Origin of the sequence: Arthrobacter pascens (assembly GCF_017052465.1) — a bacterium.
In the GTDB taxonomy this organism is placed as follows: Bacteria; Actinomycetota; Actinomycetes; order Actinomycetales; family Micrococcaceae; genus Arthrobacter; species Arthrobacter pascens.
The window spans coordinates 82055-93897 of sequence record NZ_JAFHKT010000136.1 but is presented as its reverse complement, the minus strand read 5'-3'; the positions used below and the strand labels follow the sequence as shown (position 1 = coordinate 93897).

Below are 11843 nucleotides of genomic sequence, written 5' to 3'. Positions count from 1 at the left end.
GCAAGCGGGCCGCGCGGACGCGGCTAGAGATGCTTGTAAACGTCTTCCAGGCTGAGTCCCTTGGCAAGCATCAGGACCTGCAGGTGGTACAGGAGCTGGGAGATTTCTTCGGCCGCCGCTTCGTCGGATTCGTACTCTGCCGCCATCCAGACTTCGGCGGCTTCCTCAACGACTTTTTTCCCGATGCCGTGGATTCCGGACTCCAATTCGGCGACCGTGCGGGAGCCCTCCGGACGGGTGGCCGCCTTCTCACTCAGTTCTGCGAACAGCGTCTCGAAATTCTTCACGCCCTACAGCCTACTTGCTCCGGCCCGAACCCCGCCTGTCGCGCCGTTCCGTGACGGCGGGGATGTGAGCGAACGCACAGAATCTGTGCGTCCGCCCATCCCCGCCCTCACCGGGATCAGCAGTTGCCGGGATCAGTACCGCGAGAGCAGCACCGCTGTTGCCAGCGCGGCCGTAACAGCCTCGTGGCCCTTGTCCTCGGAGGAACCCGGCAGGCCCGCCCGGTCCAGGCCCTGCTGCTCGGTGTCGCAGGTCAGCACGCCAAAACCGACCGGCACGCCGGTGTTGACACTGACGTCCGTGAGGCCGGAGGTTGCAGCCTGGCAGACGTAGTCAAAGTGCGGCGTGCCGCCGCGGATGACGACGCCGAGCGCCACGACGGCGTCAAAGTGCGGCGCCAGCCGCGCGGCCGCAACCGGAAGCTCAAAGCTGCCGGGCACGCGCAGCACCGTGGGTTCGCTGATGCCGGCGTCCTTCGCGGCGCGCAACGCACCGTCCAGGAGTCCGTCCATGATCTGGGTATGCCAGCTCGCCGCCACGATGGCCAGCCGCAGCTTTGAGGTCTCTGCGGGGTTGAGTGTGGTGAGGTCGATCTGGGGTGCGCCGTGTCCGCTCATTAATTAGTTCCTGGTCCGTTCAGTCTTGTTCGTGGTCAAAGGTGTCTGCGCCGCTTCCCGGTACGCCTGCGCCCTGGGCATCCAGGGTAAGCAGGTGGTCCATGCGGTCTTTCTTGGTCTGCAGGTAGCGGATGTTCTGTTCCCGGGAGGGCACCTCGGTGGGAACCATCTCCACGACCTTGACGCCGGCCCTGGCCAGGCGGTTCTGCTTGTCCGGGTTGTTGCTCAGCAGCCGGATCTCGTGCAGTCCCATTTCAGCAAGGATCTGGGCGGCCGCGTTGTAGCACCGGGCGTCCACGGGCAGGCCGAGCTGCTCGTTGGCCTCCACGGTGTCGAATCCGGCTTCCTGCAGGGCGTAGGCCTTGATCTTGTTGGCCAGGCCAATGCCCCGGCCTTCCTGGCCGCGGAGGTACAGCAGCGTTCCCCCGTTTGCTTCGATCATTTCCAGGGCGTAGGCCAGCTGCTCGCCGCAGTCGCAGCGGTAGGATCCGAAGACGTCGCCGGTAAGGCACTCGGAGTGGAGCCGGACGAGCGGCGCCTGGCCGTCCCGTGGAGGGTTGGGCGAGCTGACAGCGAGGTGCTCGGCACCCGTGATCAGATCGGTCCACGCCTGCGTCACGAGGTTCCCGAACGCGCCGGGCAGCTGGACCACGGGGCCGCCGCTTACCGGGTGCGGCACCCGGCCGTTGCTGCTTGTCTCGGCAGCTTGAGATGCGCTCATCGTCATTTCCCTTCTCCAGCCGGGCTGGGCTCCGGCCTGTTCTCCTGTGAAGATACACTGTCGCCCGCGTCAAGATAGGCCACGAGATCCTCGATCGAAACCAAGGGGCAACCGTGCTCTGCAGCGAACACCCGCAGGCCGTCCAGCCGCATCATTTCACCGTCGTCGTACACAACTTCGGCGATCACGCCCACCGGCTCCAGGCCGGCGAGCCGGCACAGCTCCACGGCCGCTTCGGTGTGGCCGGGACGTTCACGCACTCCCCCCTTAACCGCACGCAGCGGGAAAATATGCCCGGGGCGGGTCAGCGCAGCCGGCTCGCTGCGGGGGTCCGCGAGGATCCTGGCCGTCAGGGCACGGTCCGTGGCGGAGATGCCCGTGCTGACGCCGCTCGAGGCGTCGCAGGAGACGGTGTAGGCGGTGCCCTTCGCATCCTGGTTGACCTCCACCATCGGCGGCAGGTCCAGGGCGTCGGCGCGGCCGCCGTCGAGCGGAACGCAGATCACGCCCGAACTGTAGCGGATGGTCCATCCCATCAGCGCGGGGGTGGCGTGCTGGGCCGCGAAGATGATGTCGCCTTCGTTCTCGCGGTCCTCATTGTCGACCACCAGCACGGGGCGCCCGGCCGCCATTGCCCGGATAGCTTCCTCGATCGGGTCGAGGGCCAGGGTGGTGCCGGCTGCTGCCGGCTCAAGCTTCGCGGCGCTCATGCCTGGGCCTCCGTCCCGGCAGCGGAGCCGCTGAACGAGAGCAGCCGCTCGGTGTATTTGGCCAGCACGTCCACTTCGAGGTTCACTTTTCCGCCCGCCGGCTTCGCACCAAGTCCGGTGTCCGCCAGGGTGGTCGGGATCAGTCCCACTTCGAACCAGGGCGCCGTTTCCTGTGCCGGGCTGACGGCGGTGACCGTGAGGGAGACGCCGTCGATGGCGATGGATCCCTTCTCGGCGATGTAGCGTGCCAGGCGCTGCGGCACTCCGAAACGGAGCCGTTCCCAGTTTCCCTGGGCCTCGCGTTCCAACAGCTCGCCAACGCCGTCCACGTGGCCCTGGACAACATGGCCGTCCAGCCGGCCGCCCGCCGGAACGCAGCGTTCCAGGTTGACGGCGTCGCCCGCGGCGAGGTCGCCGATGGTGCTGCGGATGAGGGTCTCACCCATGACGTCGACGCTGAAGTCTTTGCCGTCAATGGCGGTCGCCGTGAGGCACACGCCGTTGACGGCGATTGAGCCGCCCAGGGGAAGGCCCTCGGCCGTGCCGGGGGCATGCAGGCGCAACGTTGCGCTGGTGTCCCCGTTCCGGTCCACGGAAAGGACCTTCCCTTGCTCGGCGATAATTCCGGTGAACATCAGTAGCCTCCCGTGGCTTCGCCCGCTGCTGCGCGGGCGGGTAGTGAATCAGTTGACGTTGAATGTGCCGCTGCGGGCACGGGGTCTTCATTTCCGGGCGGCCCGGACGGCCGTTCCGGAAGAAGGTGCAGCCGCAAGTCCCTGCCCAGGGTCTGGACGGCGCCGCCGGAGGCCGCATCCCATTCCCACCGCTGGGCATCGGCGAGGGTGGCGATGCCCAGGCCGTTGAGGGCTGGGGTTCCGGATCCGAGCAGCGTGGGCGCCAGGTACATGACCAATTCGTCCACCAGGCCTTCAGACAGGAAGGCGCTCAATATCCTGGACCCGCCCTCCACCATGACGTGCCGTGCGCCCGCTGAAAACAGCAGGGACAGCGCTTCACGCGGGTCACGGGTGGGAAGGTGGAGAACCCTGCCGTCGTCCCCGCGGACGGCGGCGTCCTCCGGGATTTCGCGACGCCCCATGACCGCCCGGAGCGGCTGCTCGCCGAAGGCGTCACCGTTAGCGTCCCTGGCTGTGAGCCGCGGATTGTCCACCAGGACCGTCTGCGTGCCGACGAGGATGGCGTCAATCCGGCGTCGGATGGCGTGGTTGTCCGCCAGCGATTCCGGGCATGAAATCCACTGGCTCGTGCCGTCCTCGGCGGCGATGCGGCTGTCCAGGGTCTGGGCGATGTGAAGCGTCACGAAGGGACGCTTGTCCTCGACGGCCTCGAACCAGCGGCGGTTGAGTTCCAGCGCCCGCCGTGCCGCAAGGCCGCTACGCACGCTGACTCCTGCGGCGCGCAGGGTAGCTGCCCCGCCGGCCGCAGGATCGTGGGGGTCGTCAACGGCATACACCACATGCGCTAGGCCGGCGTCGATGATCGCCTGTGCGCACGGTCCGGTGCGTCCCACGTGGTTGCAGGGTTCCAGCGTGACCACCATGGTGGCGCCCCTGAGGTCTATTCCGGCAGCGGCAGCGGCCGCTATGGCATCTGCTTCGGCGTGCGCCGTTCCGGCGCCGCGGTGGTAGCCGGTCGCCAGATGACTGCCGTCAGGGCCGACGACGACGGCGCCCACCAGTGGATTGGCGCCTCGGGGCCCCTGCAGGGCGGCTTCCAGTGCAGCGTCCATTGCCCGGGTTTCGGAGGCGCTGAAGGCGTGGATCGGCTGGGTCATGCGACAGCCACCGGATCCGGCCACACGGTACGAGCGTCCATGCGTGTGTGTCGTTCCTTCCCTCTAGAACCGCTAAGGCTCCGGGGGTAGACGACAGTGCAATGCTGCGACGCCGGCAGGCGCCACAGATACAGCCGTACGTGCTTCTCTCATCCAGACTTTAACTGTCGGTACCGGAATTTCACCGGTTCAACCGTCCGCCGGGTTCTCCTGGGAGAACACCGGCTCGCGGGTCGCGGACTATCACCGCCGGTTCGGACTTACACCGACCCCGGAGCACGTATTGTGTGTTGCTATTCTGACACAACCCGGAGCATGCTCCGGGTATTCCCTGACACGGTCCGTCACGGAACCGCACGGCGGCGGCCGGCCGCCGCCGTCGTACGCCCGGCTACAGTGAGCCGGCCTTGCGCAGGCGGTCGATGGCGCCGGCCGGATCGGCGGCGCCGTAGACGGCCGAGCCCGCGACAAACACGTTGGCGCCGGCCTCCGCGGCGCGCAGGATCGTCTCCTCGGTGATGCCGCCGTCCACCTGCAGCGCAACCCCGACGCCGGATCCGTCGATCGCCGCGCGGGCACGCCGGATCTTCGGAAGCGTGAGGTCCAGGAAGGACTGCCCGCCGAACCCGGGCTCCACGGTCATGATCAGCAGCATGTCCAGCTCAGGGAGCATGTCCAGGTACGGTTCCACTGGCGTTGCGGGCCGCAGCGCCATGCCGGCCTTCGATCCGCGGGCCCGCAGCTCGCGGGCCAGTTTCACCGGCGCGATGGACGCCTCCGCGTGGAAGGTGACCGAGGCGATGCCGGCGTCCGCATACTCCGGGGCCCAGCGGTCGGCGTCGGAGATCATCAGGTGGGCATCCAGGGGAACCGGACTGACGGCCTGGATACGCTGCACGACCGGCAGCCCGATGGTCAGGTTGGGGACGAAATGGTTGTCCATCACGTCCACGTGCACCGAGTCGGCGTTGCTGATTCGCTGCAGCTCGGCTTCGAGATTCACGAAATCTGCGGAGAGGATGCTCGGGTTGATGCAGCACTGCGGCATGCGGGTCCTTTCGCGGGAGGGATTGAACGCTTCTAGTGGTTCAGGGCTTCTTATGGATCAGGGCCAGGAACATGGCGTCGGTGCGGTGGATGTGGGGCCACAGCTGGGCCGTCATCTCGTGGCCGGCGTTAAGGTGCCCGGTCAGGCTGACTACATCCAGGGCGCTGCCGGCGTCCAGGAGCTCGAGGTCGTCACGCTTGCGCAACGCATCGCTGACCACCGCTGTGGTCTCCGCGGGGTGCGGCGAGCAGGTCACGTAGGCGACCACACCGCCGGGCTTCACCGCGTCCAAGGCCGACTTGAGCAATTCCCGCTGCAGCGGTCCGAGGTCGGTCAGGTCCTTGGGTGTGCGGCGCCAGCGGGATTCGGGCCGGCGGCGCAAGGCACCGAGGCCTGTGCAAGGGACGTCGACCAGCACGCGGTCAAAGCTTTCCGCCTGCTCCGTGCCGACCTCCCTGCCGTCGCCGGTCCGCACTTGCCAGGCGTCCTTGGGAACGGCGCCCAGGGCCTGCCGGACAAGCTTGGCGCGGTGGGGGGCGGGCTCGTTGGCCAGAAGCGTGGCGCCCCGCTGGTGGGCCAGCGCGCCGAGGAGTGCAGCCTTGCCGCCCGGCCCGGCACACAGGTCAAGCCAGGATTCGCCCTTCCCCGCAGCGGTGCCGAGATTTTCGGTGCCAGCATTTTCGTTGCCGAGGTCGACGGCGGCGAGGGCACGGGCCACGAGCTGCGAACCAACGTCCTGGACGCGTGTGGTTCCCTCACGGACCGAGGACAGCCGGCCAAGGTCACCGCCGCTGGAAAGCGCGGAGCCTTCGACAAGCTCACCGGCCGACGCGCCGTTCTCGAGGGCCTCGTCGAGGCTTCCGAGCCCAGGCAGCGCCACCAGGTTGACCACCGGCGCAGCGTTGTCGGCCTCGAGAAGATCGTCGATTTCGGTGACCGGCCTGCCGTGCGCCACCAGGGACTGCCTGAACGCGCGCACGATCCACTCGGGATGGGCGTAACGGACGGAGGCCACTTTGGTGGCATCCGTCTCATTGCTGAGCAGCAGCTCCAGCCAGTCCTCCAGTGTGTGGGCAGAGACTTTGCGCAGGACGGCGTTGATAAGCGTGGAGGGCCCTGCCCCGATCACGGCGCGGGCCAGTCCCACGGTCTGGTCCAGTGCCGCATGGGCGGGAACGCGCATGGCGAGCAACTGGTGCGCACCGATGCGCAGCGCGTCAAGGACTGCGGGGTCGAGCCGGTCCAGCGGCCGGTCCACGCAGCGTGCCAGGACGGCGTCGTATGTTCCCTGGCCGCGCAGCGCGCCGTAGCTCAGCTCCGTGGCGAACCCGGCGTCGCGCTTGTCCAGCCCGTGGTGCCGGATCCTCGCCGGCAGGACCAGGTTGGCGTAGGCGTCCTCGGACGCTACGGCCCGCAGCACTTCGAAGGCCACGAGCCGGGCGGGGTCGGCACGCCGCGTGCGCTGGGAGGGTGCGTTTTCGGTGTAGTTGCGCTGCGGGCCGCGGTTCCGCTCCCGGCCCTGCGCGTTGCGCCTACTGGCTCCGCCGCCCCGCTGGTCCCCGCGCTGGCTGCCCTGTCCGGCGCGTTGGGGGCCTCTTCCACGGCCGCTGCCGCTTGTCCCGGACTCGCTCATTCGAACACCACGCTTTCAAGGGAGGCCTGTCCGCGGGCCCAGTCGGCCGCAGACATCATTTTCTTGCCCGAAGGCTGGACGCGGGTGAGCTGCACGGGGTGCGACCCTGTTCCCACCAGCACATTTCTTCCGTCAAGCGCCACCGCACCGGGCACCAGCGCAGGACCTTCGGGACGCGGCACCACGGGTTCAAGTTTCAGCCGTTGGCCGTCGAGTGTGGTCCACGCTCCGGGTTCCGGAGTGACGCCGCGGGCCCGCCGGCCGATGGCCAGGGCCGGCTCCGACCAGTCGATCCGGCCGTCCTCGATGGTCAGCTTGGGCGCCAGCGACACCTCACCCTGCTGTGGCCGCGGTGACGCAGCGCCCGAGCCGACGGCGGACAGCGTCTGGGCGAGCAGCACGGCGCCGCTGTGGGAGAGCCGTTCCAGCAGCGTTCCGGAGGTGTCGTCGGGCCGGACCGGTTCGGTCAGTGTTCCGATGACGGGGCCTGTGTCGAGCCCCTCCTCCAACTGGAAGGTCACGGCGCCGGTGATGTCGTCCCCGGCAATGACGGAGCGCTGTACCGGTGCAGCACCGCGCCAGGCAGGCAGCAGCGAGAAATGCAGGTTGATCCAGCCGTGCGGCGGGATATCCAGCGCAACACGCGGCACCAGTCCGCCGTAGGCGACGATGGCCGCGACGTCGGGACGGACTGCCGCAATCCTGGCAGTGACGTCGGCGTCTACGCGGGCGGCGTGGATGATCTCGATCCCCAGCTCCGCCGCGCGGGCGGCGACGGGCGACGGCGTGAGCACGCGTTTGCGGCCAATCGGCGCATCCGGCCGGGTCAGCACGGCAACGACGTCGAATCCGGCATCGATCAGCGCGTTCAGTGACGGCACGGCGACCGCCGGTGTTCCCGCGAAGAGGACCCTCATCCGGCGGCGCCGAAGCTGCCCGCACCGGATGTTCCGGTTCCAAAGCTGCCGCCTCCGAAACTGGAGCCGACAGTCTTGGCGCGCTTCGCCGTCGTCCGCTCAGTTATGGCGTCATAGTTCGCGTTGCGGATGGAGCGCAGCGCACTCTTCCGGTCCTCCCCTTCGAGCCGGTCGGTGAAGAGAATGCCGTCAAGGTGGTCGGTCTCGTGCTGGAAGCAGCGGGCCAGCATGCCCTCGCCTTCCAGCGAGACGGGGCTTCCGTTGACGTCGACGCCGGTCACACGGGTGGTCCGATAGCGCCGGACCGGGAAGCCGAGTCCGGGGATGGAGAGGCAGCCTTCCATTTCGTCGGGCTGGAAGTCATCACTGTTCTCCAGCACGGGGTTGATGACGTGGCCTTCGACGCCGCCGATGCGGTAGGTAAAGACGCGGAGGCTGACGCCGATCTGCGGCGCGGCGAGGCCGGCGCCTTCCACGTCCTCCATGGTTTCGGTCATATCGGCAACGAGCCTGGCCAGCTCCGGCCCGAATTCCGTGACAGGCTCAGCAACCGTGCGCAGCACGGGGTCGCCGATGATACGGATATTCAGAATTGCCATCTGCAGTCATTTCCTCACGGTGAACGGTAACGGATCCAGACCAGTTTAGTTGTGCAGCCGGTGAACGTCCGCTCAGGCAAACACCGGCGGCGCCACCGGGAGCAGGGCCGGCCCGGCGCTCAGTGTGTCAGCTGACATCTCCCAGACGCGGCGCAGCGCACAGAACTTCCACCAGTGATGCCGCAGCACCTCGGGATTCGCCCGCACCGGACGAACTTCGGTTTCGCCGATGGCGACCGCGAGCAGCACCGGAGCATCACCGTGCCGCCACGGTTCCCACTCCCCCGCCACGGCGTCCACGAGGCTCTCCTCCGCTTTCATTCCGGCAACGAGCTGCATGACCACCTTGTCATCCAGCGGCTTCACCTGGCCGTCCCTGGTGGTCCCCTTGGTCTTGTAGTCAATGAGGCAGGTCCGCCCATTGATCTTGGCGACTAGGTCCAATGTTCCGGCGTAGCCCACGCTGGCGTTCCATACCGTGATCTCCGGAGCCAGCGGCTCCACGCGGAACAGCTCCCACCACTCATCGAAGCGGGCCGCGAAGGCCTCTTCGCCGTTGGCCGCCAGTGCCTCCCGGGTCTCCTGCATCTGGTGCGGGCGGCCCAGTGCACGCAGGGCAACCTGTTCGCAGTAGTTGTGGACGCGGTCGCCGCGCTGGGCGGCCTCGTCACGGTAGGCCTCCGCCGCCTTGGCCGCGCGGTTCACTGCCTGCCGGACCTTGGCCGGGCTGCCAAGGATCTCGGGCAGCGAGGGATCCTTGGCCAAGCTGCTCGCCCCCATGTACCCAAACCAGCCGTCCAGGCCGTGGGGCTGCTGACCGATCACCGTGGTGATAGAGGGGACCGAGAATGCCTCTGTGGTGGAGCGAGCGTACATCCGGCCGTATTCCGTGGCGTGGGCGAGGAGTGGATCAGTCATGGCAAGACTCTTTCACAGGGGGCTGACAGTAAGGTCCGGAAACAGAAAAGTCCGCCCCGCGCAGGGTGATTTCCCTGTGCGGAACGGACCATTCATCGGTGGGCGATACTGGGTTCGAACCAGTGACCTCTTCGGTGTGAACGAAGCGCGCTACCACTGCGCCAATCGCCCCGATGCATTTGAATGCTAGCCGACGATGTGGCGTTTACGGAAATCGGCCCTCCTCCCGAGGAAAAGTGGAGAACAGCCGGAGGAATCCGGACCGAAAACCGGGCACAAGCACGGCGGATCACAAGGAGGAACTACACGCCTGTAATTCAAAAATTTCCCTAGAATTCAAGGAAGTAGGCCGGTTAGCGACGCCGCAGCGAAGGCCGATTTGGAGATTCCCTGAACCTCCTATAGAGTTTTTACTCGTTGGAACGCGAGGAAATGCCGCTCAAGGCAAGGAATCACCGCTCCAAAATGCGGACGTAGCTCAGCTGGTAGAGCACCACCTTGCCAAGGTGGATGTCGCGAGTTCGAATCTCGTCGTCCGCTCGCAGGACACTGTCACGGCTAGGTTCCCTGGAATCTATGCTTACACGGTGGGTTGGCCGAGAGGCGAGGCAGCGGCCTGCAAAGCCGTATACACGGGTTCGAATCCCGTACCCACCTCGGTGAAAACCATGGTTTCCGGTGTAGCCGGATTCAATGGGCGATTGGCGCAGCGGTAGCGCGCTTCCCTGACACGGAAGAGGTCACTGGTTCGATCCCAGTATCGCCCACCAGAGCAAGGCAACTTGCTTGTTGTTGAACGTCCGGCCTGCCCGGATCGTACTTCATGCGCGGACGTAGCTCAGCTGGTAGAGCACCACCTTGCCAAGGTGGATGTCGCGAGTTCGAATCTCGTCGTCCGCTCTCTTGATCCTTCGGGATCCGAACCCAGGATTCAACCGGTCTTCCGGTTCCGGGCGATTGGCGCAGCGGTAGCGCGCTTCCCTGACACGGAAGAGGTCACTGGTTCGATCCCAGTATCGCCCACGATTCAAGCAGCTCCCCCGGAGCTGCTTTTTTCTTGCCCGCATGGCATTTGACAGAATTTGTCAACTAACCTTGGCAGGCCTTGCCTTGGCAGCTAGGATCGAATGCGGAGGAGCGAACTGGCTCCGGAATTGAAGGGAGGTGCTCGTGGGACTAATTGACGATCTAAAGGGCAAAGCTCAGGGTCTGATCCGTGGCAACGAGCAGGCCATCAAGGACGGCATCAACAAAGCGGGCGACTTCGTCGACTCGAAGACCGGCGGCAAGTACGCCGGACACGTAGATAAGGTCCAGGATGGCGCTTCCACCTTCGTTGACAAGAACGCAGACGGAACGCCCAAGCAGGCACCGGCGGACCAGGTAGTGCCGCCGGTCGACAAGGCTCCGTAGCAAAAGGATTTGCCCGGGCATTGCCCCGACACGTCAACCTGGGCGCCGGTCCCGCCGAGAGGCGGCACCGGCGCCCTTGGCGTTTAACGCCTTAGAGAGCCGGCTCGTGGTTCTGGCCTTCGCGGGCCAGCGCGGTGAGGCGGGAGACCGCGCGGAAGTACTTCTTCATGTAGCCGCCGGTCATCATTTCCTCGGTGAACAGCTTGTCGAACGGAACCCCGCTGGCCAGGATCGGAACATCCTTGTCGTACAGCCGGTCGGCCAGAACCACGAAGCGCAGCGCGACGGCCTGTTCCGTGATGGTTTCCACGTCCCGCCACACGACGCCGTCCACGCCGTCGATCAGTTTCCTATAGCGGCTCGGGTGGACACCGGCCAGGTGCGCGATGAGTGACTTGAAGTCATCCTCGGCCACGGTCTGGCCGTCGAACTCCGCCTTCATGTGGGCGTGGAGCTCGCTGTTCCGCAAAGGGGAAGGCGCTGCAGGCAGGCCGCGGTGCCGGAAATCCTCCCCGTCGATCCTGATCACGTCGAACTGGTCCGCCAGGACCTGGATCTCCCGCTGGAAGTCGACGGCGGCGAACCGGCCGTCGCCCAAGGACCCGGGCAGGGTGTTGGAGGTGGCGGCCAGCTTGACGCCGGCGTCCGCGAGTTCGCGCATGAGCCGTGACATCAGAACGGTGTCCCCCGGATCGTCCAGCTCAAACTCGTCGATGCACACCAGTTTGTAGGAACTCAGAGCTTCAACCGTTTTCCGGAAGGACAGGGCGCCCACCAGGTTGGTGTATTCCACGAACGTGCCGAAGGCCTTGGGCCCGGGGGAAGCGTGCCACAGAGATGCCAAGAGGTGGGTCTTGCCCACGCCGAAACCGCCGTCGAGGTAGATTCCGGCCCTGGACGCATCCTTTTTGGCGAAGAGCCTCTTGAAGAGACCCGCCCCGTCGCCGGAGCCGACGCCGCCGGCGAATGCTTCGAGCGCGTGCACTGCTGCCGCCTGGCTGGGCTGGGCAGGATCGGGCCGGTAGCTCGAGAACGACACCTGCCCGAACCGGGGCGACGGGTAGAAACCCTTGAGGAGTTCATCCACCGAGACTGCCGGCGTCCGGGTGGCAAGCTTTTCGATCTGTACCAAGGTGGTCCGTTCTGCTGGTGACTTGTCCCCAGAAAGAATACCGGCATCGGCGCCG

General features: G+C 66.4%; 13 protein-coding genes, 6 tRNA genes and 1 riboswitch. Of the genes, 6 read left to right on the top strand and 13 right to left on the bottom strand.

Annotated elements, in window-relative coordinates:
* Positions 1-23: 23 nt before the first annotated feature.
* The 12 genes from JYA52_RS11065 to JYA52_RS11010 all read right to left on the bottom strand — a co-directional run bounded on the left by JYA52_RS11065 (position 24) and on the right by JYA52_RS11010 (position 9414).
* Complete coding sequence (locus tag JYA52_RS11065) at positions 24-287, bottom strand: phosphoribosyl-ATP diphosphatase (RefSeq protein ID WP_003801526.1); 264 nt, start codon at positions 285-287, stop codon at positions 24-26.
* Between the two features lie 132 nt (positions 288-419).
* On the bottom strand, positions 420-902 hold the full coding sequence (gene ribH, locus JYA52_RS11060) for a 6,7-dimethyl-8-ribityllumazine synthase (protein WP_205653229.1): 483 nt from the start codon (positions 900-902) through the stop codon (positions 420-422).
* Positions 903-921: 19 nt separating this feature from the next.
* Positions 922-1623, bottom strand: coding sequence for a GTP cyclohydrolase II (gene ribA / locus JYA52_RS11055; RefSeq protein WP_205653228.1), 702 nt, complete (start codon positions 1621-1623; stop codon positions 922-924).
* 2 nt (positions 1624-1625) lie between these two features.
* A complete protein-coding gene (gene ribB, locus JYA52_RS11050) occupies positions 1626-2333 on the bottom strand; it encodes a 3,4-dihydroxy-2-butanone-4-phosphate synthase (RefSeq protein ID WP_205653227.1) in 708 nt (235 codons plus the stop codon).
* Entirely contained in the window at positions 2330-2968 is a 639-nt protein-coding gene (locus tag JYA52_RS11045) for a riboflavin synthase (protein WP_205653226.1), read from the bottom strand. The genes ribB and JYA52_RS11045 overlap by 4 nt, the downstream gene beginning before the upstream one ends.
* Positions 2968-4128, bottom strand: coding sequence for a bifunctional diaminohydroxyphosphoribosylaminopyrimidine deaminase/5-amino-6-(5-phosphoribosylamino)uracil reductase RibD (gene ribD, locus JYA52_RS11040; protein ID WP_205653225.1), 1161 nt, complete (start codon positions 4126-4128; stop codon positions 2968-2970). The genes JYA52_RS11045 and ribD overlap by 1 nt, the downstream gene beginning before the upstream one ends.
* A gap of 136 nt (positions 4129-4264) precedes the next feature.
* A riboswitch (FMN riboswitch) is annotated at positions 4265-4412 on the bottom strand.
* A gap of 107 nt (positions 4413-4519) precedes the next feature.
* Positions 4520-5176, bottom strand: coding sequence for a ribulose-phosphate 3-epimerase (rpe, locus tag JYA52_RS11035; protein WP_205653224.1), 657 nt, complete (start codon positions 5174-5176; stop codon positions 4520-4522).
* 40 nt (positions 5177-5216) lie between these two features.
* The gene (locus JYA52_RS11030; RefSeq protein ID WP_205653223.1) at positions 5217-6809 is read right to left on the bottom strand and encodes an RsmB/NOP family class I SAM-dependent RNA methyltransferase; all 1593 of its coding nucleotides are present in this window, start codon (positions 6807-6809) and stop codon (positions 5217-5219) included.
* The gene (gene fmt, locus JYA52_RS11025) at positions 6806-7726 is read right to left on the bottom strand and encodes a methionyl-tRNA formyltransferase (protein WP_205653222.1); all 921 of its coding nucleotides are present in this window, start codon (positions 7724-7726) and stop codon (positions 6806-6808) included. The genes JYA52_RS11030 and fmt overlap by 4 nt, the downstream gene beginning before the upstream one ends.
* A complete protein-coding gene (gene def / locus JYA52_RS11020; RefSeq protein ID WP_205653221.1) occupies positions 7723-8325 on the bottom strand; it encodes a peptide deformylase in 603 nt (200 codons plus the stop codon). The genes fmt and def overlap by 4 nt, the downstream gene beginning before the upstream one ends.
* A 72-nt stretch (positions 8326-8397) precedes the next feature.
* Positions 8398-9243 (bottom strand): cytochrome, encoded by an 846-nt coding sequence (locus JYA52_RS11015; RefSeq protein WP_205653220.1) that lies wholly within the window; start codon positions 9241-9243, stop codon positions 8398-8400.
* Positions 9244-9342: 99 nt separating this feature from the next.
* Positions 9343-9414: transfer RNA gene (locus JYA52_RS11010), tRNA-Val, on the bottom strand.
* Positions 9415-9710: 296 nt separating this feature from the next.
* Between JYA52_RS11010 and JYA52_RS11005 the strand changes: the two genes are divergently transcribed.
* The 6 genes from JYA52_RS11005 to JYA52_RS10980 all read left to right on the top strand — a co-directional run bounded on the left by JYA52_RS11005 (position 9711) and on the right by JYA52_RS10980 (position 10656).
* Positions 9711-9783 (top strand) — tRNA-Gly (locus JYA52_RS11005).
* A 46-nt stretch (positions 9784-9829) separates the two neighbouring features.
* Positions 9830-9900: transfer RNA gene (locus tag JYA52_RS11000), tRNA-Cys, on the top strand.
* A 38-nt stretch (positions 9901-9938) separates the two neighbouring features.
* Positions 9939-10013, top strand: a tRNA-Val gene (locus tag JYA52_RS10995).
* Between the two features lie 57 nt (positions 10014-10070).
* Positions 10071-10143: transfer RNA gene (locus JYA52_RS10990), tRNA-Gly, on the top strand.
* A gap of 51 nt (positions 10144-10194) precedes the next feature.
* Positions 10195-10266 (top strand) — tRNA-Val (locus JYA52_RS10985).
* Positions 10267-10413: 147 nt separating this feature from the next.
* Positions 10414-10656: an antitoxin gene (locus JYA52_RS10980; RefSeq protein WP_205653219.1), complete on the top strand. Its 243-nt coding sequence runs from the start codon at positions 10414-10416 to the stop codon at positions 10654-10656.
* 91 nt (positions 10657-10747) lie between these two features.
* Here JYA52_RS10980 and zapE read toward each other — a convergent pair whose 3' ends face one another.
* Positions 10748-11788: a cell division protein ZapE gene (zapE, locus tag JYA52_RS10975; protein ID WP_205653218.1), complete on the bottom strand. Its 1041-nt coding sequence runs from the start codon at positions 11786-11788 to the stop codon at positions 10748-10750.
* Positions 11789-11843: the final 55 nt, after the last annotated feature.